23 protein-coding genes are annotated in these 25,714 nt (G+C 73.4%); 7 read left to right on the top strand and 16 right to left on the bottom strand.

Going from position 1 to position 25,714, the window contains the following annotated elements:
- Both DKL51_RS14580 and DKL51_RS14575 read right to left on the bottom strand, forming a co-directional pair.
- On the bottom strand, positions 1–759 hold a 759-nt coding region (locus tag DKL51_RS14580), incomplete at its 3' end, for an MFS transporter (RefSeq protein WP_124812164.1).
- A gap of 76 nt (positions 760–835) precedes the next feature.
- Positions 836–1,978, bottom strand: a complete 1,143-nt coding sequence (locus tag DKL51_RS14575; RefSeq protein WP_124812163.1) for an acyl-CoA dehydrogenase family protein — start codon at positions 1,976–1,978, stop codon at positions 836–838.
- A gap of 163 nt (positions 1,979–2,141) precedes the next feature.
- Here DKL51_RS14575 and DKL51_RS14570 point away from each other — a divergent pair, with 163 nt between their 5' ends.
- From DKL51_RS14570 to DKL51_RS14555, 4 genes are read left to right on the top strand one after another with little or no spacing between them, the layout of a single operon-like run.
- The gene (locus DKL51_RS14570) at positions 2,142–3,224 is read left to right on the top strand and encodes an ABC transporter ATP-binding protein (protein ID WP_311768047.1); all 1,083 of its coding nucleotides are present in this window, start codon (positions 2,142–2,144) and stop codon (positions 3,222–3,224) included.
- On the top strand, positions 3,211–4,410 hold the full coding sequence (locus DKL51_RS14565; RefSeq protein ID WP_109943125.1) for an ABC transporter substrate-binding protein: 1,200 nt from the start codon (positions 3,211–3,213) through the stop codon (positions 4,408–4,410). Before DKL51_RS14570 ends, DKL51_RS14565 begins: the two co-directional genes overlap by 14 nt.
- A 1-nt stretch (position 4,411) precedes the next feature.
- Complete coding sequence (locus tag DKL51_RS14560; protein ID WP_109943124.1) at positions 4,412–5,323, top strand: ABC transporter permease; 912 nt, start codon at positions 4,412–4,414, stop codon at positions 5,321–5,323.
- Positions 5,320–6,132, top strand: a complete 813-nt coding sequence (locus DKL51_RS14555; RefSeq protein ID WP_109943123.1) for an ABC transporter permease — start codon at positions 5,320–5,322, stop codon at positions 6,130–6,132. Before DKL51_RS14560 ends, DKL51_RS14555 begins: the two co-directional genes overlap by 4 nt.
- A gap of 1 nt (position 6,133) precedes the next feature.
- On the opposite strand, the gene DKL51_RS14550 is transcribed toward DKL51_RS14555, so the two are convergent.
- The 4 genes from DKL51_RS14550 to DKL51_RS14540 form a co-directional block, all read right to left on the bottom strand.
- On the bottom strand, positions 6,134–6,865 hold the full coding sequence (locus DKL51_RS14550) for a GNAT family N-acetyltransferase (protein WP_109943122.1): 732 nt from the start codon (positions 6,863–6,865) through the stop codon (positions 6,134–6,136).
- 67 nt (positions 6,866–6,932) lie between these two features.
- The gene (locus DKL51_RS14545) at positions 6,933–7,634 is read right to left on the bottom strand and encodes a UdgX family uracil-DNA binding protein (protein ID WP_109943121.1); all 702 of its coding nucleotides are present in this window, start codon (positions 7,632–7,634) and stop codon (positions 6,933–6,935) included.
- Between the two features lie 68 nt (positions 7,635–7,702).
- The gene (locus DKL51_RS36370) at positions 7,703–7,825 is read right to left on the bottom strand and encodes a hypothetical protein (RefSeq protein ID WP_260428485.1); all 123 of its coding nucleotides are present in this window, start codon (positions 7,823–7,825) and stop codon (positions 7,703–7,705) included.
- Between the two features lie 56 nt (positions 7,826–7,881).
- Positions 7,882–9,222, bottom strand: a complete 1,341-nt coding sequence (locus tag DKL51_RS14540) for an aminotransferase class I/II-fold pyridoxal phosphate-dependent enzyme (RefSeq protein ID WP_124812162.1) — start codon at positions 9,220–9,222, stop codon at positions 7,882–7,884.
- A 39-nt stretch (positions 9,223–9,261) separates the two neighbouring features.
- Here DKL51_RS14540 and DKL51_RS14535 point away from each other — a divergent pair, with 39 nt between their 5' ends.
- Positions 9,262–10,509 (top strand): bifunctional pyridoxamine 5'-phosphate oxidase family protein/GNAT family N-acetyltransferase, encoded by a 1,248-nt coding sequence (locus DKL51_RS14535; RefSeq protein ID WP_109943593.1) that lies wholly within the window; start codon positions 9,262–9,264, stop codon positions 10,507–10,509.
- Positions 10,506–11,174 carry a leucine efflux protein LeuE gene (gene leuE / locus DKL51_RS14530; RefSeq protein ID WP_109943594.1) on the top strand — a complete coding sequence of 223 codons (669 nt, stop codon included), beginning with the start codon at positions 10,506–10,508 and terminating at the stop codon, positions 11,172–11,174. The genes DKL51_RS14535 and leuE overlap by 4 nt, the downstream gene beginning before the upstream one ends.
- Before the next feature lie 8 nt (positions 11,175–11,182).
- Here the strand turns inward: leuE and DKL51_RS14525 are convergent, their stop codons facing one another.
- The 10 genes from DKL51_RS14525 to DKL51_RS14480 form a co-directional block, all read right to left on the bottom strand.
- Positions 11,183–12,106 carry a sporulation protein gene (locus tag DKL51_RS14525; RefSeq protein ID WP_109943595.1) on the bottom strand — a complete coding sequence of 308 codons (924 nt, stop codon included), beginning with the start codon at positions 12,104–12,106 and terminating at the stop codon, positions 11,183–11,185.
- 181 nt (positions 12,107–12,287) lie between these two features.
- Complete coding sequence (locus DKL51_RS14520) at positions 12,288–13,352, bottom strand: hemolysin family protein (protein ID WP_109943596.1); 1,065 nt, start codon at positions 13,350–13,352, stop codon at positions 12,288–12,290.
- Positions 13,349–14,704 carry a hemolysin family protein gene (locus DKL51_RS14515; protein ID WP_109943597.1) on the bottom strand — a complete coding sequence of 452 codons (1,356 nt, stop codon included), beginning with the start codon at positions 14,702–14,704 and terminating at the stop codon, positions 13,349–13,351. The genes DKL51_RS14520 and DKL51_RS14515 overlap by 4 nt, the downstream gene beginning before the upstream one ends.
- A 159-nt stretch (positions 14,705–14,863) precedes the next feature.
- Positions 14,864–15,193, bottom strand: coding sequence for a monovalent cation/H(+) antiporter subunit G (gene mnhG, locus DKL51_RS14510; RefSeq protein WP_109943598.1), 330 nt, complete (start codon positions 15,191–15,193; stop codon positions 14,864–14,866).
- Positions 15,190–15,453 (bottom strand): MrpF/PhaF family protein, encoded by a 264-nt coding sequence (locus tag DKL51_RS14505; protein WP_109943599.1) that lies wholly within the window; start codon positions 15,451–15,453, stop codon positions 15,190–15,192. The genes mnhG and DKL51_RS14505 overlap by 4 nt, the downstream gene beginning before the upstream one ends.
- Complete coding sequence (locus DKL51_RS14500) at positions 15,450–16,070, bottom strand: Na+/H+ antiporter subunit E (protein ID WP_109943600.1); 621 nt, start codon at positions 16,068–16,070, stop codon at positions 15,450–15,452. The genes DKL51_RS14505 and DKL51_RS14500 overlap by 4 nt, the downstream gene beginning before the upstream one ends.
- Positions 16,067–17,575 (bottom strand): Na+/H+ antiporter subunit D, encoded by a 1,509-nt coding sequence (locus tag DKL51_RS14495; protein WP_109943601.1) that lies wholly within the window; start codon positions 17,573–17,575, stop codon positions 16,067–16,069. Before DKL51_RS14495 ends, DKL51_RS14500 begins: the two co-directional genes overlap by 4 nt.
- Before the next feature lie 175 nt (positions 17,576–17,750).
- Entirely contained in the window at positions 17,751–18,233 is a 483-nt protein-coding gene (locus DKL51_RS14490; RefSeq protein ID WP_109943602.1) for a Na(+)/H(+) antiporter subunit C, read from the bottom strand.
- The gene (locus DKL51_RS14485) at positions 18,230–21,064 is read right to left on the bottom strand and encodes a Na+/H+ antiporter subunit A (RefSeq protein WP_109943603.1); all 2,835 of its coding nucleotides are present in this window, start codon (positions 21,062–21,064) and stop codon (positions 18,230–18,232) included. The genes DKL51_RS14490 and DKL51_RS14485 overlap by 4 nt, the downstream gene beginning before the upstream one ends.
- Before the next feature lie 214 nt (positions 21,065–21,278).
- Positions 21,279–21,662 carry a hypothetical protein gene (locus DKL51_RS14480; RefSeq protein WP_109943604.1) on the bottom strand — a complete coding sequence of 128 codons (384 nt, stop codon included), beginning with the start codon at positions 21,660–21,662 and terminating at the stop codon, positions 21,279–21,281.
- A gap of 182 nt (positions 21,663–21,844) precedes the next feature.
- On the opposite strand from DKL51_RS14480, the gene DKL51_RS14475 reads away from it, so the two are divergent.
- On the top strand, positions 21,845–25,714 hold a 3,870-nt coding region (locus DKL51_RS14475; protein WP_260428484.1), incomplete at its 3' end, for an Lhr family ATP-dependent helicase.

The following is a 25,714-nucleotide window of genomic DNA, read 5'->3' as shown; positions in this document are numbered from 1 at the left end:
GAGTTCCACGACGACGCCGACGTGCTGCGGGTGGTGGGCATCGTACTGAGCCTGCACATCGCCGGCATGTACGCCCTCTCCCCGCTGGTGGGCTGGCTGACCGACGGGCTCGGCCGGCGGGCGGGGATCCTCGGCGGGGTCGGGGTGCTGCTCGCCGCGTGCGCGGTCGCCGGCGGTGAGCACGAACGCGGCGGCGCTGAACGCGAACGGGCCGGCCAGCGGCGGCAGGCCCCAGCCGCTGGTGGTCCGGTCGGCGAGCGCCGCGAAGTTGGGCGCCGCCACCGCGCCGATGGTGGTGGCCCAGACGATCACCGAGAGCTGACGGCCCCGGCGGGCCGGCTCGGCGAGGTCCACCGCCGTGTACCGGGCCTGGAGGTTGGCCGCGGTGCCGCCACCGAAGAGCAGCATGCCGAGGAAGAGCAGCGGCACCCAGCCGGTGACCGCGGCGAGCACCACCAGGACGCCCCCGACCGCCCCAGCCAGGTACGCGACCACCAGGCCCGGCCGGCGGCCGTACCCGGTCATGATCCGGGTGACCGGTACGGCGAGCAGGGCGGCGCCCACCACGGCGGCGCTCTGCGCCAGGCCGGCCACCGCGGTGCCGGCGATCCGGGCGGCGAACAGCGCGCCCACCGCGACGCCGATGGTGACGCCGATCCCGCCGATGATCTGCGTGCCGAAGAGCAGCCGCAGCGTCCGCCGCTGAATGGGGGCGACGTCGGGTCGGGCGTGGGCCGGGGCGGTCAGGTCGGTGGCCATGAGGCGGCTCCTCGGTAAGGGGTGCCAAGCTGCCCCATCCTTGCGCAACCGGCCCGCCACCGGCATCCGGGTTCTGCTACAGGCCTAGTCCTCGGCCGATGATCTCCTTCATGATCTCGGTGGTGCCCCCGTAGATGGTCTGCACCCGGCCGTCCAGCCACGCCTTCGCGACCGGGTACTCCAACATGAAGCCGTAGCCGCCGTGCAACTGGACGCAGCGGTCGGCGACCTTGTTCTGCAGCTCGGTGGTCCACCACTTGGCCTTCGCCGCGTCGGTCACCGACAGCCGGCCGGCGTTGAACTCGGCGACGCAGTGGTTGATGAAGGTGCGCGCGATGGTGACCTCGGTGTCCAGCTCGGCCAGGAGGAACCGGTTGTGCTGGAACTTCCCGATCGGCCGACCGAACGCCTCCCGAGAGCGGGCGTAGTCGAGGGTGACCGCGAGCAGCTTCTCCGCCGCCGCGACCGCCCCGACCGCGATGCTGAGCCGCTCCCGGGGCAGGTTCGCCATCAGGTGGTAGAAGCCGTGGTTCTCCGTGCCGATCAGGTTCTCCGCCGGGACCCGGCAGTCGTCGAAGAAGAGTTCGGCGGTGTCGTTGGCCTTGAGGCCGACCTTGGCCAGTCGCCGACCGCGGGTGAAGCCGGGGGTGCCGGTCTCCACGGCGATCAGGCTGACCCCGTGCGCGCCCTGGTCGGGGGCGGTCCGGACGACCACCACCACCAGATCGGCCATCTCGCCGTTGGTGATGAAGGTCTTCTGCCCGTTGAGCACGTACGTGTCGCCGTGGCGGACCGCGGAGGTACGGATGCCGGCCAGGTCCGAACCGGCGCCCGGCTCGCTCATCGCGATCGCGGTCACGAGGTCACCGGAGCAGAAGCCGGGCAGCCACCGCTTGCGCTGGTCGTCGGTGGTCAGCTCGGTCAGGTACGGCGCCACCACGTCGTTGTGCAGGCCGAACCCGAGCCCGGTACAACCGGCCGCGACGATCTCCTCGTCGAGTACGGCGTTGAACCGGAAGTCGTGCTGCCCGCCGCCGCCGTACTCCTCGTCGATGTCCATGCCGAGCAGTCCCGCCGCGCCGGCCTTGCGCCAGACCTCGCGGTCGACGATCCCCTCGGCCTCCCACCGCTGGTGGTGCGGGACGGCCTCCCGGACCAGGAACTCCCGGCACAGCTCCCGGAACTCACTGTGGACGGGCTCGTACAGATGCTGCTCCATGCCGATGAGTGTGCCTGCCGCACGGGCAGGCGGGAAGGGCCGACGGAAACGAACCCGTCACAGCCTCTTGACGACGCTATCCGTGGCGGCTCTATTCTCACGGCACGATTTCCGTGGACGTTGGTTCGTTGTGGCAACGTTTACCGTAGGACAAGGAGCGCCCGTGCCAGCTGGGCCCGCCACCCCCGCCGTCGCCCTTCACGGGCTGCGCAAGTCGTTCGGCACGGTCGAGGCGGTGGCCGGCGTCGACCTGGAGATCGCCGACGGCGAGTTCTTCGCCATGCTCGGGCCCTCCGGCTCCGGAAAGACGACGGTGCTGCGGATGATCGCCGGGTTCGAGTCCCCCACCGCCGGGACGGTGCTGCTCGGCGGGCGCGACGTGACCCGGCTGGCCCCGTTCGAGCGGGACGTCAACACCGTCTTCCAGGACTACGCGCTCTTCCCGCACATGAGCGTGCGGCAGAACGTCGAGTACGGCCTGCGGGTGCGCAAGGTCGGCCGCGCCGAACGGCGCCGGCGGGCGGACGAGGCGCTGCGCAGCGTACGGCTCGAAGGGCTCGGCGACCGGCGACCCGCCGCGCTCTCCGGCGGACAGCGCCAGCGGGTCGCCCTCGCCCGCGCCCTGGTCATCCGGCCGAAGGTGCTGCTCCTCGACGAGCCGCTGGGCGCGCTCGACCTGAAGCTGCGCGAACAGATGCAGGTCGAGTTGAAGGCCCTCCAGCGGGAGGTCGGCATCACCTTCGTCTTCGTCACCCACGACCAGGAGGAGGCGCTCACCATGAGCGACCGGGTGGCGGTCTTCGACGAGGGCCGGATCGCCCAGGTCGGCACCCCCGCCGAGGTCTACGAGCGGCCCGCCAGCCCGTTCGTCGCCGGCTTCGTCGGCACCTCCAACCTGCTCACCGGCGCTGCGGCCCGCGATCTGCTCGGCCGCGACGGCACCTTCTCGGTCCGGCCCGAGAAGATCCGCCTCGACGGCCCGCCAGCCGGCGACGGCGAGACGGCGGCCACCGGACGGGTCGCCGAGGTCGTCTACGCCGGACCGACCACCCGGTTCGTCGTCGACCTCGACGCCGGCGCCCGGCTGGTCGTGGCGCAGCAGAACCTCGCCACCTCCTCGGCGGACGTGGCGGCACTTCGCGGCACCCCGGTCCGCCTGGCCTGGCGCACCGAGCACGCCGTGCCCGTACCCGATCCCGTCCCGCCCACCCAACTTTCCAAGGAGAGCGCACATGCGTACCGGTAGAAAACTGACCGCGCTCGCCGCCGTCGGCCTGCTTGCCATGGCCGGCTGCGGCGACGGCGGCGCCGACGCCGGCGGGTCCGGGCCCGGCGGGATGAAGCCTCCCGCCGTCGATAAGCTGGCCAGCCTCGGGACGGGCGAGGGGCAGGTCAACATCGTGGCCTGGGCCGGTTACGTCGAGGACGGCTCCAACGACCCGAAGGTGGACTGGGTCACCGACTTCGAGAAGCAGACCGGCTGCCAGGTCAACGTCAAGCTCGCGGGCACCTCGGACGAGATGGTGACCCTGATGAAGACCGGCGAGTACGACGTGGTCTCCGCCTCCGGGGACGCGTCGCTCCGGCTGATCTACGGCGGTGACGTCGCCCCGGTCAACACCGACCTGATCAGCAACTACAAGGACGTGTTCGACGGGCTCAAGCTCAAGCAGTGGAACTCCGTCGACGGGGTCGCCTACGGCATCCCGCACGGGCGCGGCGCGAACCTGCTGATGTACCGCACGGACGTGGTCAAGCCCGCCCCGACGTCCTGGGGCGCGGTCTTCGACCCCAACTCCCCCTACAAGGGCAAGATCACCGCGTACGACTCGCCGATCTACATCGCCGACGCGGCGCTGTACCTGATGAAGACCCAGCCGGACCTGGGCATCAAGAACCCGTACGCGCTGGACGACAAGCAGTTCAATGCCGCGGTGGACCTGCTGAAGAAGCAGAACGACCTGATCGGCGAGTACTGGTCGGATTACACCAAGGAGGTGCAGGCCTTCAAGGCCGGCAACTCGGTACTCGGCACCACCTGGCAGGTGATCGCCAACCTGGCCACGGCCGACAAGGCGCCCGTCGACGCGATCCTGCCCGAGGAGGGGGCGACCGGCTGGTCGGACACCTGGATGATCTCCGCCAAGTCCAAGCACCCCAACTGCGCGTACCGGTGGATGGACCACATCATCTCGCCGAAGGCCAACGCGGCGGTCGCCGAATGGTTCGGTGAGGCGCCGTCCAACAAGCTGGCGTGCGCCGAGACCGCCGACAAGAACCACTGCAAGACGTACCACGCCGACGACGAGGCCTACTTCGAGAAGGTCTGGTACTGGAACACGCCGGTGCAGCAGTGCCTGGACGGGCGGACCGACGTCAAGTGCAAGGACTACGCGGCCTGGACCCAGGCCTGGACCACGATCAAGGGCTGAGGTGACCTCGACACTCCAGCGGTCCGCGGGCGGCGCCAGCGCCGTCCGCGGGCCGGTCCGCCGGCTGTCGGCCTGGCTGCACCGCCACGCCGGCGTACGCCTCGCCGCGCTGCTCACCGCGCCGCTGCTCTGGCTGGTGGTGGCCTACCTGGGCTCGCTGGCCGTCCTGCTCGTCTCCGCACTGTGGACCGTCAACGGCTTCACCGGGGCGGTCGTCCACCAACCCACCCTGGACAACTTCCGCACGATCCTCTCCGACGAGGTCTACCGGGCCGTCACCCTGCGCAGCGTCGGCGTGGCCGCCGCCGTCACCGCCATCGACGCGCTGATCGCCCTGCCGATGGCCTTCTACATGGCGAAGGTGGCCCGGCCCCGGTACCGGCGCTGGCTGGTGGTCGCCATCCTCACCCCGCTCTGGGCCAGCTACCTCGTCAAGGCGTACGCCTGGCGGGTGCTGCTGGCCAACGGCGGGCCGGTGGACTGGCTCCTCGGCGGCCCGGGCAACGGACCGGGGTACGGGCTGACGGCCACCGTGCTGGTGCTGGCCTACCTGTGGCTGCCGTACATGATCCTGCCGATCTACGCGGGCCTGGAGCGGCTGCCCGACTCGCTACTGGAGGCGTCCGGTGACCTCGGCGCCCGGGCCGGCCGGACGCTCCGAGCGGTGGTGCTACCGGTCATCGTCCCGTCGGTGATCGCCGGATCGATCTTCACCTTCTCGCTCTCGCTCGGCGACTACATCACCGTCCAGATCGTCGGCGGCAAGACCCAGCTCATCGGCAACCTCGTCTACGCCAACATCGGTGCCGCCAACAACCTGCCGTTCGCGGCCGCGCTGGCCACCATCCCGGTCCTGATCATGGTCATCTACCTGGTCGCCGTCCGGCGCTCCGGGGCACTGGAGGAGTTGTGACGCTGTCCCGGTCGGCGCGCTGGCTGCTGCGGGGCGCGATGGCGCTCGGCCTGGCCTTCATCTACCTGCCGCTGGCGATCGTGCTGGTCAACTCCTTCAACGCCGACCGCACGTTCGCCTGGCCGCCGCCCCGCTGGACCACCGAGTGGTGGACCCGCGCCTGGGACAACGCGGGCGCGCGCGAGGCACTGTGGATGTCGGTCAAGGCGGGACTGGGCGCCACCGCCATCGCGCTGGTGCTCGGCTCGCTGGTCGCGTTCGCGGTGCAGCGCTACCGGTTCTTCGGCCGGGACACCGTGTCGCTGCTCGTCCTGCTGCCGATCGCCCTGCCCGGCATCGTCACCGGTATCGCGCTGGACACCGCGTTCCGCTCGGTGATGGCACCGCTGGGGGTCGAGAAGGGCCTCTTCTCGGTGATCGTCGGGCACGCGACGTTCTGCGTGGTGGTGGTCTACAACAACGTGCTGGCCCGGCTGCGCAGGTCGGGGGGCAACCTGCAGGAGGCGTCGGCCGACCTCGGGGCCGACGGGCTGCAGACGTTCCGGTACGTCACGTTTCCCGTGCTGCGCTCGGCCCTGCTGGCCGGCGCGCTGCTGGCGTTCGGGCTCTCCTTCGACGAGATCATCGTCACCACGTTCACCGCGGGCCCGGGCGTGCAGACCCTACCGATCTGGATCTTCAGCAACCTGTTCCGGCCGAACCAGGCGCCGGTCATCAACGTGGTGGCCGCCGTGCTGATCGTCGCCTCGGTGGTGCCGATCTACCTCGCCCAGCGACTCTCGGACACGGCCACCGGCGGCCGCCTCTGATTCAGCCCCACCACCTGGCGTCCGCGACGGGGACGAAGCCGAGGGAGTCGTAGAGGGGCCGTCCGGCGCGCGCCGCGGTCAGCGTCATCGGCAGGTCGGCCCGGTGGTTCAGCGCGCCGTGCAGCAGGGCTCGGCCGACGCCGCGGGACCGGTGCTGGGGCAGGGTGGTCATCCAGTAGAGGCCGACCGTGCGGGCGTCGGACACGGTCAGGCAGGCACCGGCCGGCACGCCGTCGGAGTGGACGACGAAGAACCGGGCCTCCGGCCGGTCCAGCAGGTCGGCCGGGAAGGCCTCGCCGGGGTGCCGGGGCTGGAGGTCGGGCAGCGGGAAGCCGTGCACCACCACGTCCTCGGCGACGGCGAGCTGGTCGGGGCGTTCGACCGCCGTGACCGGCAGCGCCGGGTCGGGTACGGGCACCGGACGCCGGATCATCACCGGCAGCGAGCGCGACGTCAGGCCGAGCGGGGCGAGGTCCAGTCGGCCGTACGGGTCCTCCACGGTGAGCCGGCCCGCTCGTCCCTGGTGGACCAGTTCGGTCAACTCGGCGAGGTCATCCTCGGTCGGGGCGGGGTCCAGCAGGAGGATCCGCAGGCCGGTGCGCCCGCTGCCGTGCACCGCGAGGAAGCCGGGCCGCCGGGTCAGCGGGTGTCCCCGCGCCTCGGCGAGCGCGGTCCAGAGGGCGGCGGCGTTGCGGTTGGCGAGGCGGAGATCGTCGGCGGTGGCGAGGCCCATGCCGCCGACGCTAGGCGCTCGCCGGCCCGGGACGCAGCTCCATTTCCGTGCCGCCGGACCGGTCCACTCAGCCGGCCAGGGCGCGGGAGGCGACCTTGAGGTCGGCGACCAGGCCCTCGTACGCGACGTCCTGGTTCTCGGCGCGCAGCACAGCGGACGGGTGGATGGTGGCCAGCAGTTGGGCCGGCGGTACGTCGGCCACCTTGCCGGTGTTGTCCACCGGGACCCGCTTGAAGTCCTCCGGGCGCTGCGCCGCGTCCGGCCAGGGCAGCAGCTCCCCGCGCTGCTTCGTCACGCGGAACGCCGGGCCGAGCAGCGCCTTGGCGGCGGTGGCGCCGAGCACCACCACGACCTCCGGGTTGAGCCGGGCGAACTCTGCGACCAGCCACGGCCGGCAGGCGGTGATGTGCACCCGGTCCGGCGTCTGGTGGATCCGCCGCTTGCCGCGCAGCTCGAAGCGGAAGTGCTTAACGGCGTTGGTGAGGTAGATGTGGCCGGGATCGATCCCCGCCTCGTCGACGGCCTTGCGCAGCACCCGGCCGGCGGGCCCGACGAACGGCAGCCCCTTCTGGTCCTCCATGTCGCCGGGCTGCTCGCCGACGAAGACCACCCGGGCGGTCTCGTCACCCCGCCCGAAGACGGTCTGCGAGGCGTCCCGGTAGAGCCCGCAGCCGCGGCAGCCGGCCGCGGCGGAGCGCAGCTGCTCGATCGTGTCCGCCTGCGGCGGGATGAACTCCTGGGCACCGGGGGCGCTCTCGGTCTCGGCCATGCCGACCGTTCTACCCCCTCCGGCGGCGCTCACGCGACCACCTCGCCCGGTGCGCCGCACCGTTCGGGTCAGTAACCGCCACCTCCGCCTCCGCCGCCGCGCGAGGCCAGCGCGATCGCGATGATCACCAGAATGATCACCACCACCGCGATGCCGATCCAGAGGCCCTTCCGGGACCCGTTCGAAGCCACGATCGCCCACCTCCCGGGCCGCGGTTACCCGTCCGAACCGCCGCCATGCCGCCGGATCAGGCCGTGAACCCGGCCGAGGCGACGGGACGCAGCGCACGGGCGACCGCGTCGGCGAGCGGCGCGAGGTCGGCCTCGTCGAGCGAACTGACGGTGATCCGCACGCCGGGACCGGCGGCGATCCGGTTCAGCGTGCCGGGGGCGACCGACCAGCCGGCGTCGCGCAGCGTGGTGACCACGACCGTCTCGTCGGCCACCGGGACCCAGAGGTTGATCCCGGTCCGGCCGTACGCGGCCACCCCCCGGGCCGCCAGCGCCTCCCGCAGGCCGTCCCGCCGCCGGTCGTAGCTCTCCGCCGCGCGGCGGACCAGGTCGGCGGTGGCCGGGTCGCGCCAGAGCGCGAGCACGAGGCGTTGCAGCACGGTGGAGACCCAGCCGGCGCCGACCCGGGCCCGGCCGGCGACCCGGGCCACCGTGGCCTCGTCGCCGGTCAGCACCGCGAGTCGCAGGTCCGGCCCGTAGGGCTTACTCACCGACCGCACGAAGGCCCAGGTCGGGGTCACTCCGGCGAGCGGGTGCAGCGGTACGTGGGCCAGCTCCGCGGCGTGGTCGTCCTCGATCAGCAGCAGGTCGGACCGGCCGGCGAGCAGGGCGCGCAGCGCCTCGGCGCGCTCGGCGGAGACCGCGGCACCGGTGGGGTTCTGGGCGCGGCTGGTGACGATCAGCGCGCGGGCCCCGGCCGCGAGGGCGGACCGGACGCCCGGCTCAGTGGGGCCGTCGTCGTCGACGGGCACCCCGATCGGCCGCAGCCCGAGCGCGGCGACCAGGTCGAGCAGGTTGGCCCAGCCCGGGTCCTCGACGGCCACCGCGTCGCCGGGGCGCAGGTTGGCGGCGAGCAGGCGTTCGATGCCGTCCAGCGCGCCACCGGTCACGGCGATCTCCTCGGCCGGTACGCCGTCGGCGGCGAGCCGGGCGCGGGTGGCCTCGGCCAGCTCGGGAAGGACGGCGGAGGACACGTACCCGGTGGGTGAGCCGATCTCGGCGGCGAGCGCGGCCAGGTGCGGACCGAGCGGGGGCAGCAGGCGGGAGTCCGGCTGCCCGGCGGAGAGGTTGCGGGTGCCGGGCAGCGGCGGCGGCATCCGCCCGGCACGGCGGGCGGCGACCGGCGGGCGGGGCCGGACCCGGGTGCCGTGCCGGCCGGCGGTGACGACCAGGCCGCGATGCCGAAGCTCCTGGTACGCCTTCGCCACAGTGGCCGGGCTGACCGCCAGCTCGGTGGCGAGGGCGCGGACGGCCGGCAGGGCGTCGCCCGGCGCGAGTTGGCCGCCGCGGATGCCGCTTTCCACGCTCGCCGAAATCGCGGCCGACGACGAACCGACGATCTGATAATGTGCTGCCACAGTTCGGAGATTGTACTAGAACAAAGGTGGAACTGCCGCATGTACCCCCGAACCGAACGGACCACCGCCACCCGGATGCGGGACCGGATGAGCTACGACGAAGCCGCGGCGCACGCCGTCCTGGACGAGGCGTACCACTGCACGCTCGGGTTCACCGTGGACGGTGAGCCGAAACTGCTGCCCACCCTGCACGTCCGCGTCGGCAACACCCTCTACCTGCACGGCTCCAGCGGCAGTCGGCCGCTGCTCGCCGCCCGGGACGACGACGGCCTGCCGGTCTGCGTCGCGGTGACCCTGCTCGACGGGCTGGTCTTCGCCCGTTCCCAGTTCAACCACAGCGCCAACTACCGCTCGGTGGTCGCCCACGGCACCGCCCGTCTGGTCACCGACGAGCGGGAGAAGCTGGACGTGCTCACCGCGCTGGTCGAGAAGGTGGCCGCCGGGCGCAGCGCGGACAGCCGGCCGCCGGCCCGCAAGGAGCTGGCCGAAACGGCCGTGCTGGCGTTGCCGCTGCGCGAGGTGTCGGTCCGCGCCCGGGCCGCCGGGGTCAAGGACGGGCCGTCGGACCGCGACCTGCCGTACTGGGCCGGGGTGGTGCCGCTGCGGCTCACCCCCGGGCTGCCCGAACCGGACGCCGGGGTGACCGCGCCGGTGCCGGCGTACCTGCGACCCGCCCGCTCGCCCTGGCTGGAGCCGGTCGTCCTGCGCGGCGAGCACGTGGTGCTGGAGCCGCTGGACCTCTCCCACGCCGAGGAGCTGCACGCCGCCCTCGACGACCCGGAGGTGTGGCGGTACGTCGGCAGCCGCCGCCCGCAGTCGGTGGAGGAGATGACCGGGTACGTCCGCGCCGCGCTGGCCGCCCACCAGCGGGGCATCCGGGTGCCCTGGGTGCAGCGGTGCGCAGTCACCGGGGCGGTGGTCGGCACCACCTCCTACTACCACCCGGACGAGGACACCCGCTCGGTGGAGATCGGCTTCACCCAGCTCGGGCGCGCCTCGTGGCGGACCGGGATCAACACCGAGGCCAAACTGCTGCTGCTCACCCGGGCCTTCGAGGAACTGGACGCGATCCGGGTCACCTGGCAGACCAGCACCCAGAACGAGCGGTCGCAGCGGGCCATCGAGCGGCTCGGCGCCACCCGGGAGGGCACCCTGCGGTCCAACCGGCGGCGGGCCGACGGCACTTGGCGGGAGTCCGCCCTCTACTCCATGCTCGCCTCCGAGTGGCCGAACGCACAGGTCACGCTGCGGGAAAGGCTTCGCCCGGCGGTACCCGTGGCGTCATGATGTCCGGCGTGCTGGGCATCACCGACATCTGGACGTACGTGCTCGGGACCGTGGCGATCATCCTGCTGCCGGGACCGAACTCGCTCTTCGTGCTCTCCACCGCCGCCCGGCGCGGGGTGGGGGCCGGGTACCGGGCCGCCGGCGGGGTGTTCGTCGGCGACTCGGTGCTGATGTTCCTCTCCGCCGCCGGGGTGGCGTCGCTGCTCAAGGCGTACCCGCCGCTCTTCCTGGTGATCAAGTACGTCGGCGCCGCGTATTTGGGGTACGTGGGGCTGACCATGCTGCGCGGGGCCTGGCGGCGCTGGCGCGACCGCAACGACCCGGCGACGCCGCGGCTGATCGACGCCGCGGAGCCGGCGGCGCTGCGCAGCCCGTTCCGGCGGGCCCTGGTGATCAGCCTGCTCAACCCGAAGGCGATCCTCTTCTTCATCTCGTTCTTCATCCAGTTCGTCGACCCCGGGTACGCCTGGCCGGCGCTGTCGTTCCTGCTGCTCGGCCTGATCGCCCAGGTGACCAGCGCGCTCTACCTGACCGCCCTGATCTTCGCGGGCACCTTCCTGGCCGCCCAGTTCCACCGCCGCCGGCGCCTCGCCGCCAGCGGGACGACGGCGGTGGCCGCCCTCTTCCTCGGCTTCAGCATCAAACTCGCCACCGCCTCCGTCTGACCGGGCGGTCAGGTGCCGTCACCGCCGCCACCACCGCCGATGCCGCCCCCGCCGGCCGTGCCGCCCAGCCCGTAGCCGGGGGCGACCGGCTCGTCCGGCGCGCGGCTGACGTGCGCGGACTCCCGGATCATGGCGGACCAGTCGGCGTGCGCGGCGGCGGCCGCGTGCCGGTTGATGGCGTGCCGCAGCCAGCCGTCGACCGTGGACACCCAGTCCCGCCGGTCCGCGCCGGCGTGCCAGGCCCGGAACCGGCTGATGCTCTGGTGGGTCACCCCGGCGAGGGAGAGCCGCCGGTCCATCCAGAGCAGCACCTCCACGCCGGCCGCGTTGGTCACGAAGATCACCTCGAGCTCGATGATCGGGCCGGCGTACAGCGGCGCCACCCAGTAGCCGAGGCGCTCGTGGAACGGGAGGGTCTGCTCCACCCCGGGCAGCCGGCCGTGCTGCAGGCCCGCCTGGCGCATCACGAAGCCGAGGGTCTCCAGCGCGGCGAGGATGTGCTGGTGGGTGGGGAGCGGGTGGACGAAGACCGGCACCATCGCGCCCTGGTCCAGGTACGGGTCGACGGAGACCTCGGTCCGCAGGCCGGTACGCAGGCTCATCAGCGGGACACCGCCGAAGATCGTCACCGGGGTCTCCCAGGGCAGCGGCAGCGCGAAGTCGACCGCCCGCCGCCGCCCCGCCGGCACCACGAACCGGCCGGCGATCGGCACCTCGTGGTACTGCATCAGGCAGCGCGGTGCACCGGGGTCCTCCGGTTCGACCTGCGCGACCAGGCCCACCCGGATGTGTCGGACCGGTACGTCCTCCCCCCCGGCGCTGAGCGTCACCCGACCGGGCAGGCGCAGCCCTGGGCGGGTGCTCGGGTTGGGCAGGGTGGTGGTGACCGACAGACCGGTCCAGCCGGAATCCGACACCCCGGTCAGCCGCACCGCGCTCCCCCGTTTCCGCCGACACCGACGCGGCGGCTTTCCCGGCCAGCGGCCGGCCAGTCCTCAGCGTCCCGGCTCCCGCCGTCGCGGGGTTCGGGTGCACTTGTTGCTGCCACAGCGACAAGAAACGCACCCAGAGGCGCGCAGCCGCCGGGCCCTGAAGGCCCGGCGGCCGCGATGCTCAGCGCAGGCGCCGCCCGCGCGGCACCGGGTCGGTCTCGTCGTCGAACTCGCCGATGACCTCCTCCAGCAGGTCCTCCAGCGCAACGAAGCCGATCGGGCGGGTCGGCCCGCCCCCGTTGCGGACCAGCGCGAGCTGGGCCTGCCGGCCCCGCATGGCGGCGACGGCCTCGGTCACCGAGGCCTCACCGGGCAGGGTGAACGCCGAGCTCATCAGTTCGCCGGCGGTCGCCGGCCGGCCGGTGGTGACCGCCCGGACCGCCTCCCGGACGTGCACCAGCCCGCAGACCTCGCCGCCGGGGTCGAGGACCGCCAGCCGGGACCGGCCGCTGTCCCGGGACACGTGCTCGATCCGCTCGGCGGTGTCGTCCCGGCGGACCGTGACGATCCGGTCGAACGGCTCCATCACCTGCGCCACGGTCGTGCCCTGCAGCTCCAGCATGCTGGTCAGCATCTGGTGCTGCTCCGCACCGAGCAGCCCGTGCTCCCGGGACTGCTCCAACAGGATCCGCAGCTCGTCCGGGCCGTGCACCTGGGCGAGCTGGTCCTGCTGCTGCACCCCGACCAGGCGCAGGACGCCGTTGGCGAGCGCGTTCATGGCGGACAGGACCGGCCGGGACACCCGGGCGAAGGCCCGGAACGGCAGCGCCAGCAGCGTCGCGGAGCGCTCCGCGTCGGTGATCGCCCACGACTTCGGGGCCATCTCGCCGACCACCAGGTGCAGGAACGTCACCAGGCCGAGGGCGAAGAGCAGCGCCACCAGGTGGCTGACCGCGTCCGGCAGGCCGACCGCGTGCAGCAGCGGGCTGAGGATGTGCTCGATCGCCGGCTCGGCCAGGGCACCGAGGCCCAGAGTGCAGAGCGTGATGCCGAGTTGCGCGCCGGCCAGCATCAGCGACAGCTCGCGTACGCCGTCCAGGGCCGCCCGGGCCGCCCGGCCGCCGCCGGCCGCCGCCTGCTCCAGCCGGTACCGCTTGGACGCCACCAGGGCGAACTCGGCGGCGACGAAGAACCCGTTCAGCGCCAGCAGCACGGCCGAGAAGAAGAGCGCGAAGCCGGGGCTCATGCCGCCTCCTCCCGGCGTTCGACCGGGGTCATCCGGAGCCGGACGGAGTCGGCCACGTGCCGGTCCACGGCCAGCACCTCGACCAGGGCGCGGGGCCCGGCCGCGGGCTGCTCGCCGTCGACGGCGAGGCTGATCTCCAGCCGGTCGCCGACCTCGGGCACCCGGCCCAGCTCCCGCATGACGAGCCCGGAGAGCGTGTCGTACTCGGGCGCCTCGGGCAGCGCGATGCCGGTGCTGTCGGCGACCTCGTCGATCCGCCAGCGGGCCGGCACCACCCAGGAGCCGTCGTCCTGCCGCGCGGGGGCCCGCTCCGGCGGGTCGTCCTCGTCGCGGATCGGCCCGACCAGCTCCTCGGCGATGTCCTCCAGCGTGATCACGCCGGCGAAGCCGCCGTACTCGTCGACCACGCAGGCGAGCTGCCGGTGCCCGACCCGCAGCCGGTCCAGCACCGTCGGCAGCGGCAGCGTCTCCGGCACCAGCAGCGGCGGTACGGCCACCGCGCTGACCAGGGTGCTGGCCCGCTCGGCCGGCGGCACCCCGAGCACGTCGGCGATGCCGACCACGCCGACCAGGTCGTCGACACCCTCGGCGCCCCGCACCGGGAAGCGGGAGTGGCCGGTGTCGAGCAGCTCCACGACCCGGCTGACCGGCTCGTCCGCCCGTACGGTGTGCACGTCCACCCGGGGCACCATGGCCTCCCCGGCGGTCAGCTCCCGGAAGTCCAGGCCCCGGTCGAGCAGGTCGGACATCTCGGCGTCGAGGCGCCCCTCCTCCCGGGACTCGGCGATGATCTGCTCCAGGTCCTCCGGGGTGGCGCCGCTGGGCAGCTCCTCGATCGGCTCGATGCCGACCCGGCGCAGCAGCCGGACGGCAGCCCGGTCGAAGAGCTTGATCACCGGTCCGGCGATCGTGAGGTAGATGAGGGTGGACCGGCTCAGCGCCCGGGCGAGGGGTACCGCGCGGGCGATGGCCAGGTTCTTCGGGGCCAGCTCACCGAGGACCATCTGCACCACGGTGGCGATGATCAGGGCGAGCGCGACGGAGAGCGGCAGCGCCATGCCGGTGGAGACCCCGGCGACGCCGAGCAGCTCGGCCAGCCCGGCGCCCAGGTACGGCTCGGCGGCGTAACCGACCAGCAGGGCGGTCACGGTGATGCCGAGCTGCGCCCCGGACAGCATGAACGAGAGCCGGCCGGTCACCTCCAAGGCCCGGGCGGCGGCTTGGTCGCCGCCGTCGGCGAGCTGCTTGAGCTTGCCCCGGTCCACGGCGACGTAACCGAACTCCTGGGCCACGAAGTAACCGGTGGCGGCGGTGAGCACGATGATGAGAACGAGACCGACGACGATCAGCACGGAAGGTTCAGGGCTCCCGGGGCCGTCGGGCTGAGGGGTTGCCGGGCACGACCCGGCTGGCTACTGCTGCCCTCCTGGGCAGAGGAGTCGATCATGACGCCCATTTTATCTGCGCTGGCTGGACGCCCGCTGAAGGTGGCGCAGTTGTCCGGTTCCCGGTCAGCGGTCGGCCAGCTCGTCGGTGTCCAGCAGGGCACGATTGACCCGGCCTGACCGGTACGCGGCCCGTCCGACCATCTGCGCCGCGACCGGCGCGGTGGCCAGTTGGAAGACCCCGACCAGTGCGATCATCCCCAGGTCCGCCGGCGTGCGCAGCCGCAGCGCCAGCCCGAGCAGGAGCAGCAGCACGCCGAGAACCTGCGGCTTGGTGGCGGCGTGCATGCGGTCCAGCACGTCCGGGAAGCGCAGCACGCCGATCCCGGCGGCCAGACCGAGCAGCGCCCCGGCCAGCAGGCAGGCCGCGCCCAGCCAGTCGGCGACGGCGGTCACGACTCCTCCCGGACGGCGAAGCGGACCATGGCCACCGAGCCGACGAAGCCGAGCAGCGAGAGCACCACCAGCACGGGCAGCGTGGTGGCGTGCCGGTTGACGGCGGCTTCGGCCCCGACCGCGCCGAGCATGGTGGAGAGGAGCAGGTCGGCGCCGACGACCCGGTCCAGCAGCGACGGGCCGCGGTAGATGCGGGCCAGCGCGAGCAGCGCGGTGACCGAGAGCAGCACGGTCAGCGCCACGGCGAGCAGCGTGGTCACGGATGGGACCTCCTGTCGACGGATTCGGTCTGCAGCTGGCGTACCTCGTCGGCGGAGCCGATCGCGCGGACGATCCGCCGTTCGACGGTGAGGATGCGGTTACGGCTCTCCGCCAGGTCCTCCGGATCCCGGACGTCGAACACGTGCACGTAGAGGACGCCCTGGTCCCGGTCCACCTCGAGGATGAGGGTGCCCGGGACCAGGGAGATCACCTCGGCGGTGAGCGCCAGGTTGAGGTCGGTGCGCACCCGCAGCCGCACCGCGACGATCGCGGAGCGCGGCCGGCAGCCAGGTCGGACGGCGAGCCCGGCGACCCGGACGCTCGCGCTGACCAGCTCGGCGGCGAACGTCGCGACCAGCACGAGCAGTGCGCCGAGGCGGAGCCGGCCGCCGAAGGTGACCGGTGGCAGCGGGAAGAAGACCAGCACGGCCACGCCGACGACCAGCCCGCCGAGCAGGTTGCCCCAGGAGAGGTCCCCCCAGAGCAGCAGCCAGATCAGCACCAGCCAACCGAGCGCGATCGCCTGGTCGCGCCGCCGCCCGCCGCGGCCGGGCGCCGGATGCGGTGATCCGTCGTTCCTGCCGGCACCGTTCCGGGCCGCCGGGTCGCCGGTCACGGCGCGCCTTCCGGCAGGACGGCCCGCACGTACGGGGTGCGGGCCCGCAGGTCGGCGGCGGCGTCCGCGGTGACCCGGAAGAGCGGCCCGGCGGCGAGGGTCAGCGCCACCCCGAACACGACCAGGGCCGTCGTGGCGCCGACCATCAGCGCGGGCAGCCGTACGGTCGGGCTGCTGGTGGCCAGCCGGGGCGCCCGCCAGAACGCGATGTTCCACACCCGGGAGGCGGCGTAGAGGGTGAGCAGGCTGGTCAGCGCGCCGGCCGCGACCAGCACCCCGGGGAGCAACCCACCGGCCGCCACACCGGCCTGGAGCAGGCCGAGCTTGCCGAGGAAACCGGAGAACGGCGGGATGCCGGCAAGGTTCATCGCCGGAACGAAGAAGAGCACCGCGAGTAGCGGGGCGACCCGGGCCAGGCCGCCGAGCCGGCGCAGGTCGGTGCTGCCGGCCCGCTCCTCCACCAGGCCGGCGACCAGGAAGAGGGTGGTCTGGATGGTGATGTGGTGCACCACGTAGAAGATCGCCCCGGAGAGGCCGGCGACGGTGCTCAGCGCCACCCCGAAGATCATGTAGCCGATGTGGCTGACCAGGGTGAACGAGAAGAGGCGCTTCATGTCGGACTGGGCCACCGCGCCGAGGACACCGACCAGCATGGTCAGCCCGGCGACCACCATCAGCAGCGCGGAGACCTGGCCGCCGGGGAAGAGCAGCGTCTCGGTGCGGATGATCGCGTAGACGCCGACCTTGGTGAGCAGGCCGGCGAAGACCGCGGTGACCGGGGCCGGCGCGGTCGGGTAGCTGTCCGGCAGCCAGGCGGAGACCGGGAAGACCGCCGCCTTGATCGCGAAGGCGAGCAGCAGCATCAGCTGCAATGCCAGCCGTACGCCGTCCGGCAGGCCATCCAGCCGCCCGGCGAGTTGCGCCATGTTGAGGGTGCCGGTGGCCGCGTACACCAGGCCGACCGCGGCCAGGAAGATCATCGAGGAGAGGATGCTGACCACCACGTACGTCGAGCCGGTCCGGATCCGGGTCTCGGTGCCGCCGAGGGTGATCAGCACGAAGCTGGCCGCCAGCAGGATCTCGAAGCCGACGAAGAGGTTGAACAGGTCCCCGGCCAGGAAGGCGTTGGTCACGCCGGCGGTCAGCACCAGGTACGTCGGGTGGTAGATGCTCACCGGCGCGGACTCGCTGGTCTCCCCCCGCCCCTGGCCGATGGAGTAGAGCAGCACGCAGAGCGTCACCGCCGAGGAGACCACCAGCATCAGCGCGGCGAGCTGGTCGGCGACCAGCACGATCCCGACCGGGGCCGGCCAGCCGCCCACCTGTACCACCACCGGCCCGTGCCGGTACGCCTCGACCAGCAGCACCACCGCCACCGCCAGCGTGGCGGCGAGCCCGACCACGCTGACCGACCGTTGCAGCCGTGGCCGGCGGGTCAGGAGCAGCGTGAGGGCGGCGCCGAGCAGCGGCACCACCACCGGCAACGGCAGCAGCGCCCGGGTCACCGCGCCATCTCCGTTCGCGACTGCGGGGCTCGCAGAACCGGCTCACTCCTCGCGCTCACCCGCGCCATCTCCGTTCGCGACTGCGGGGCTCGCAGAACCGGCTCACTCCTCGCGCTCACCCGCGCCATCTCCGTTCGCGACTGCGGGGCTCGCAGAACCGGCTCACTCCTCGCGCTCACCGCTGGCCACCGCGGCGGCGCAGCCGGCGCAGCGCCGGCCCGGGGTCCACCTGCTCCGGGTCGTTGTCCGGACCCTCGCCGCCGAGGTCCGCGGTGGACACCTCGTTCCGCTCCGCGAGCCGGACGACCTGCCGGTCCTCCAGGTCGTCCTGCACCTCGTCGTCGCCGCTGAGGTACCAGCTCCGGTACGCCACCGCGAGCAGGAACGCGGTCAGACCGAACGTGATGACCACGGCGGTGAGCACCATCGCCTGCGGCAGCGCGTCGCTCATCTCCCCGGCCGGCACGCCATCCACCAGCGGTGCGGCGCCGGACCGGCCGGCGAGCAGGATAAGCAGGTTCACCCCGTTGCCGAACAGGATGACCCCGAGCAGGATCCGGCTCAGGCTCCGTTCCAGCAGCAGGGCGACGCCGGTGGCCACCAGCACCCCGACGGCGATCACCAGGACCAGGTTCGGTCCGGCCCCGCCCTGGCTCACGTGCGCTCCCCCTCCCGGTGGACAGCCAGTCCCCCGGGCACGCCACCGGTGGCCTCGATGTGCCGGTCCACCTCGGTGCCCAGGCTGCGCAGGATGTCCAGCACCAGCCCGACCACGATCAGGTAGACGCCGATGTCGAAGAAGAGGGAGGTGACCAGGTAGAAGTGGCCGACCGCGGGGAGCCAGAGGTCGACCTTCACGCTCTGCAGCACCGATCCGGTGAGCAGCAGCCCGACCGCGCCGGTGCCGACGGAGACGGCCAGCCCGGCGCCGAGCACCGTACCGGCCCCGACCGGTGCCGCCTCGGCCAGCTCGTACCGGCCGCCGGCCAGGTAACGGACGCCCAGGGCGAGGCTGGCCACCAGCCCGCCGACGAAACCACCGCCGGGGGCGTTGTGGCCGGAGAAGAGCAGGAAGAGCGAGAAGAGCACCACGGTGTGGAAGATCAGCCGGGTGATCACCTCGAAGACGATCGACCGGCGGCGCTCGTGCAGCGTGGCCCCGCCGCGTAGCCACACCGTCCGCCGGTCCCGTTGGGCCGCGGACCTGCGGGCGCGGCGCGGGCGCGGCCCGGTGCGGGACCGCTCGTAGATCAGGCTCGCCACCCCGGTGGCGGCCACCACCAGCACCGAGATCTCGCCCATGGTGTCCCAGGCCCGGATGTCGACCAGCGTCACGTTGACCACGTTCCGGCCGTAGCCCTGGGCCACCGCCAGGTCAGGGAAGGCCAGCGAGATGGACGGCGTACGGCGGGCGCCGGCCGCGACCAGGGCGAGCCCGGCCATCACCACCCCGGCCGCCACCCCGATCCCCCGCCGGACCCACCGGCTGCGACGCAGCGGGCGGGCCGAGAAGCGTTCCGGCAGCCGGCGCAGCACCACCACGAAGACCACGATGGTGGCGGTCTCCACCAGGAACTGGGTCAGCGCCAGGTCGGGCGCGCCGTAGAGCACGAACATCATCGCGGTGCCGTAGCCGGTCACCCCGACCAGCAGCATCGCGGTGAGCCGGCGTCGGGCGCGGACGGCGAGCACCGCCGCCACCGCGATCACCACGCAGATCACCAACTGGGCGGGGGTGTCCCAGAGGACGATGCGCTCCCGCCAGGGGCGGGCGGCCAGCATCGCCGCGCCGGGCACCAGCACCAGCGCGACCAGGATCGTGCCGAGGTACTGCGGCAGGGAGCCGCGCTGGGTGGCGCCGGTGACCTCGATGGCGACCCGGTCGAAGCGGTGGATGACCCACTCGTACCCCTCGTTGCCGCCCATCGGGGAGCGCAACCGGGCGAGCGCGGGGGCGAGCGAGCCGCGGACCGCGTGCAGCACCACTCCGCCGGCGACCGCGACCGCGGAGAGCCCCAGCGCCAGCGTCGGCCCGTGCCAGAGCGCGAGCCGCTCCTCGACCGGCCCGAAGAGCTCGGCGTACGGACGGAGCAGGCCGCCCAGCCGACCGGCGGCCGGACCGGCGACCAGCCCGGCGGCGGCGAGCACGGCCGGGGGCAGCAGCATCGCGGCGGGCGCAGGCGCCATGCCGGTGGCCGGGATGTCGGGACGGGTGCCGAAGGCGCCCCAGAGGAAGCGGATGCTGTACGCGACGGTCAGGGCGGTGCCGCCGACCAGCGCGGCGAGCACGAGCGGCCGGTCGGCGAACGCGGCGAAGACCGCCTCCTTGGCGACGAATCCGATCAGCGGCGGCAGCCCGGCCATCGAGGCGGCGGCCACCGCGGCGACGCCCGTCAGCAGCGGTGCGGCGCGCCCGACCCCGCAGAGTTCCCGCAGATCACGGGTCCCGGCGGCGTGGTCGAGGATGCCCACGACGAGGAACAGCGCCGCCTTGAACAGCGCGTGCGCGAGCAGCATCGCGGTGCCCGCCAGGGCCGCCTTCGGGGTGCCCGCCCCGATCACGACGGCGAGCAGGCCGAGCTGGCTGACCGTCCCGTACGCCAGCAGCAGCTTGAGGTCGGTCTGCCGGAGCGCCGCCCAGCCCCCGGCTACCAGCGTGACCAGGCCGGCGGTGACGGTGACCGGACGCCACGGGCCGGTGGCGGCGAGCGCCGGGGCGAGCAGCCCGATCAGGTAGATGCCGGCCTTCACCATCGCGGCCGCGTGCAGGTACGCGCTGACCGGCGTCGGCGCGGCCATCGCCACCGGCAGCCAGGAGCTGAACGGGACGATCGCGGACTTCGCCAGCGCCCCGACCAGGATCAGCAGCACCGCCGCGGCCAGATAGCCCCCGCCGGGCAGCGGTGCGCCGGCTATCGCGGACCATCGGTAGCCGCCGGCGTGCCGGCCGAGCATGAGGAAGCCGACCAGCATGGCCAGCCCGCCGAGGGTGGTGACGGTCAGCGCCTGGGCGGCCGCCCACCGGCTGGACCGCCGCTCGGCGCTGTGCCCGATCAGCAGGTAGGAGAAGATCGTGGTCAGCTCCCAGAAGACGTAGAGCAGCAGCAGGTCGTCGGCGATGACCAGGCCGAGCATGGCCCCGGCGAAGGCGACCAGCACGGCCGCGAACCGGGCCATCCCGATCGAGTCCGGGTGGAAGTAGCGGGCGCAGTAGACCAGCACCAGCGCGCCGACGCCGCCGACCAGCAGCGTCATCAGCCAGGACAGGGTGGTCACCCGCAGCGCGATGTCGAGTTGGAGCTGGGCGACCCACGGGTACGTCTCGACGACGGCGCCGCCGGCACGTACCGCGGGGGTGTGCGCCACCGCCCAACCGAACGCGGCGGCCGGCGGGAGCGCGAGCGGGTAGAACGCGCGCGGACCCCACCAGCGGACCAGCAGTGGCGCGACCAGCGCCGCCACCAGGTGCAGGATCAGCAGTACGAGCACGCGCGCTCCAGGTCGAGGTGGCACCGCACGCCGGGACGCGCACGCTCCGGCCACGACCGATCAGACGCCAGATCGCTGGCTCAGGGGCGTTTTTGCCCAAAACCGCCCGTCGTGACAGGCGGTCGGGTCAGCGGGGCGGCGTACCGGGGTGGGGCGGTCAGCGGAGCGCGACGTCGCCGGCGGGCAGCCGACCGCCCCGCGGCGCGGCGCGGCGTCAGACGCGCCGAGCCGGAGTGGTGGTAACCGCCTCCCGGGACGGCCGCTCCCGGCGAGCCTCCACCAGCAGGTCGGGGCGGCCGAGCTGGCGGACGGCCTTGTTGACCACCCGCTGCGCGGCGGCGAGGGACCGGACCGGGATGAGCTTGCCCCGGCTCTCCCGGCGGAGGACGAAGTAGTGCACCGCGGCGCGGACCAGCCCGCGGTCGGCGGCGCTGGAGTGGGCGGTGGCGATGACCAGCTCGCGCAGGCAGTCGGCGAGCCGCTCGGCGAGTTCCAGCTCGGGGCCGTTCAGGCCGGCGCGAAGGGCGGCGAGATGACCGTCGACCTTGCGGATCAGCACATCGGTCCCGGGCCCGGAGTCTCGCTCCTCCACGGTCATCCAAGCCCTCCACCCGACGTTGCGTTGCGAGTGAAGTTACTTTATGTTGCGCGACGCAAGCAAGCAGTTAAGTAAGACTTAACGCGTTCATCATCTCAAGCGTCGCGTAAGGCCCGGAGCGGACACAAACAACAGCGTCCGGCGCCGTCTGGATGTCACACCGACGGGGCAGGATTGATGGCGTGACGGACGAGGTGACCGGCGGGGACGCGGCGGTGCTGGCGGAGTTCGACGCGGCGACCCGGGAGTGGTTCACCGCGGCCTTCGCCGCGCCCACCCCCGCCCAGGTCGGGGCGTGGCGTTCCGTGGCCGCCCGGCGCAACGCCCTCGTCGTCGCGCCGACCGGTTCCGGTAAGACGCTCGCCGCGTTCCTCTGGTCGCTGGACCGGCTCGCCAAGGAACCGCCGCCGGCCGAGGCACGGCACCGCTGCCGGGTGCTCTACGTCAGCCCGCTCAAGGCGCTCGCGGTGGACGTCGAGCGCAACCTGCGCGCCCCGCTCGCCGGCATCCGGCAGGCCGCCACCCGGCTCGGCGTCGCCCCACCGGACATCACCGTCGGGATGCGCACCGGCGACACCCCGGCCGACGAGCGTCGGGCCTTCGCCCGCACCCCACCGGACATCCTCATCACCACCCCCGAGTCGCTCTTCCTGCTGCTCACCTCTGCGGCGCGGGACTCACTGCGCGGCGTCGAGACGGTGATCGTCGACGAGGTGCACGCGGTGGCCGGGACGAAGCGCGGCGCGCACCTCGCGCTCTCCCTGGAACGCCTGGACGCCCTGCTGGAGACGCCCGCGCAGCGGATCGGGCTCTCCGCCACCGTCCGGCCGATCGACGCCTGCGCCCGGTTCCTCGGCGGTGCCCGCCCGGTCGACGTGGTGCAGCCGCCCAGCAGCAAGACGATCGAGGTCAGCGTCCAGGTCCCGGTGGAGGACATGACCCGCCTCGACGAGCAGGAGCCGCCGGAGGACGACCTCGGTGGCCTCGGCCCGCGCCGGGCGTCCATCTGGCCCGCGGTGGAGGAGCGGGTCTTCTCGCTGATCCGGTCGCACCGCTCGACCATCGTCTTCACCAACTCCCGGCGCAGCGCCGAACGGCTCTGCGCTCGCCTTAACGAGCTGGCCGCCGAGGAGCTGGAGGCGTCCGCGCCGGCCGGCGGCCCCGGCGCGGCACCTGGCGGGCAAGGGCGTGACGGGGACGCGTTCGTCGGTCCCGTGGGTCCGTTGCGCGCGCCGCGGCAGCCGGCCGAGGTGATGGCGCAGTCCGGTGCGGCGGCCGGGGCGCCCCCGGTTATCGCCCGCGCTCACCACGGCAGCGTCTCCCGCGAGGAGCGCAAGCACATCGAGGAGGCGCTCAAGTCCGGGCAGCTTCCCGCGGTGGTGGCCACCTCGAGCCTGGAGCTCGGCATCGACATGGGCGCCGTCGACCTGGTGGTGCAGATCGAGGCGCCGCCCAGCGTCGCCGCGGGCCTGCAACGGGTCGGCCGCGCCGGGCACCAGGTCGGCGCCGTCTCCCGGGGCGTGGTCTTCCCCAAGCACCGGGGCGACCTGCTCTCCTGCGCGGTCGTCGCCGAGCGGATGGGCGAAGGCGCCATTGAGGAGCTGCACTACCCGCGCAACCCGCTCGACGTGCTCGCCCAGCAGATCGTGGCGATGGTCGCGTTGGAGCCGTGGCGGCTGGGTGACCTGGCCGTGCTGGTCCGCCGGGCCGCCCCCTTCGCCGAGCTGCCCGACTCCGCCCTGCACGCGGTGCTGGACATGCTCTCCGGCCGGTACCCGTCCACCGCCTTCGCCGAGCTGCGGCCCCGACTGGTCTGGGACCGGGCCACCGACGTGCTCACCGGCCGGCCGGGCGCGCAGCGGCTCGCGGTGACCAGCGGCGGGACCATTCCCGACCGGGGGCTCTTCGGGGTCTTCCTGGCCGGGGCGGAACGCGCCGCCCGGGTCGGCGAGCTGGACGAGGAGATGGTCTACGAGTCCCGGGTCGGGGACGTCTTCCTGCTCGGCTCGTCCTCCTGGCGGATCGAGGAGATCACCCCCGACCGGGTGCTCGTCTCCCCCGCCCCCGGCCAGGCCGCTCGGATGCCGTTCTGGAAGGGCGACCAGCTCGGCCGCCCGGTCGAGCTGGGCCGGGCCATCGGCGCGCGGGTGCGGGCCCTGCTGCGGCTCGCCGACGCGGACGCGATCGCCGCGCTGCGGGCCGGCGGGCTGGACGACTGGGCCGCCGGCAACCTGATGGCGTACCTGCGCGAGCAGAAGGAAGCCACCCGCTCCCTACCGGACGACCGGACGGTGGTCGTCGAGCGGTTCCGCGACGAGCTGGGTGACTGGCGGCTCGCCGTGCACTCGGTGCTGGGCGCCCGGGTCAACGGCCCGTGGGCGCTGGCGATCGGCCGCCGGCTCGCCGAGCGGTACGGAGTGGACGCCCAGGTCATGCCCTCCGACGACGGCATCGTGGTCCGGCTGCCGGACACCGCCGAGGAGCCACCCGGCGCCGACGTGGTGGTGTTCGAGCCGGACGAGATCGCCCAGCTCGTCGAGGAGTCGGTGGGCACCTCGGCGCTCTTCGCCTCCCGGTTCCGCGAGTGCGCGGCCCGGTCGCTGCTGCTGCCCCGCCGCGACCCGCGCCGCCGGCAGCCGCTCTGGCAGCAGCGCCAGCGGGCCGCCCAGCTCCTCGATGTCGCCCGCGAGTACGCCGACTTCCCGGTCACTCTGGAGGCCGCCCGGGAGTGCCTGCAGGACGTTTTCGACCAGCCCGCCCTGGCCGAGCTGATGCGCGACCTGGGCAGCCGCAAGGTGCGGCTGGTCGAGGTGGAGTCCGAGCGGCCCTCCCCGTTCGCCCGCTCGCTGCTCTTCGGCTACGTCGGCGCGTTCCTCTACGAGGGGGACGCCCCGCTGGCCGAGCGGCGCGCCGCCGCGTTGGCGCTGGACTCGGCCCTGCTGGGCGAGCTGCTGGGCCGGGTCGACCTGCGCGAGCTGCTGGATCCGGCGGTGCTCGTCGAGACCGAGCGCCAGCTGCGCTGGCTCACCGAGCAGCGCCGACCGCGCGACGCGGAGGACGTGGTCGAGCTGCTCCGGATGCTCGGCGACCTGAGCGAGGCGGAGCTGGCCGAGCGGGGCGTACCGGTGGAGTGGCTGACCGAACTGGAGGCCGCCCGCCGGGTGCTGCGCGTACGCATCGCCGGCGAGGAGCGCTGGGTGGGCGTCGAAGACGCGGCCCGGCTCCGGGACGCCCTCGGCGTGGCGCTGCCCGTCGGGGTGGCGGAGGCGTACCTGGCGCCGGTGGCGGATCCGCTCGGCGACCTGGTGGCCCGATACGCCCGCACCCACGGCCCGTTCGCGGCGGCGACCTGCGCCGCCCGGTTCGGGCTCGGCGTCTTCGTGGTCGAACAGGCGCTGCGCCGGCTCGCCGCGACCGGGCGGGTGGTCTCCGGCGAGTTCGCCCCGGACAGCGTCGGCACCCAGTGGTGCGACGCGGAGGTGCTGCGGCTGCTGCGCCGCCGGTCCCTGGCCGCGCTGCGCCGGGAGATCGAGCCGGTGCCGCCGAAGGCTCTCGCCGCGTTCCTGCCCCGCTGGCAGCAGGTCGGCTCGTCGGCCCGGGGCGTGGAGGCGCTGGCCGCCACCATCGAGCAGTTGCAGGGGGCGGGGGTGCCCGCGTCCGCCCTGGAACGGCTGGTGCTGCCCGGCCGGGTGGCCGACTACTCCCCCGCCCAGCTCGACGAGCTCTGCGCCAGCGGGGAGGTGGTCTGGGCCGGGGCCGGGGCGATCTCCGGTGGCGACGGCTGGGTCACCCTCGCCTACGCGGATGCGGCTCCGCTGCTGCTGCCCCCGCCGGACGAGGCGCTGAGCCTCACCCCGCTGCACGAGGCGGTGCTCGACTCCCTCGCCGGGGGTCAGGCGCTCTTCTTCCGGTCACTGTCGGACCGAGTCGAATTCACCGACGACGCCGCGCTGACCGCCGCGATCTGGGACCTGGTCTGGGCCGGGCACCTCACCAACGACACGCTCGCCCCGCTGCGGGCGGTGCTCGGTGGGGGCGGCGCGCACCGGTCC

Origin of the sequence: Micromonospora globispora (genome assembly GCF_003857015.1) — a bacterium.
Taxonomy (GTDB): Bacteria; Actinomycetota; Actinomycetes; order Mycobacteriales; family Micromonosporaceae; genus Micromonospora; species Micromonospora globispora.
This window is presented reverse-complemented; position numbering and strand designations above follow the sequence as displayed.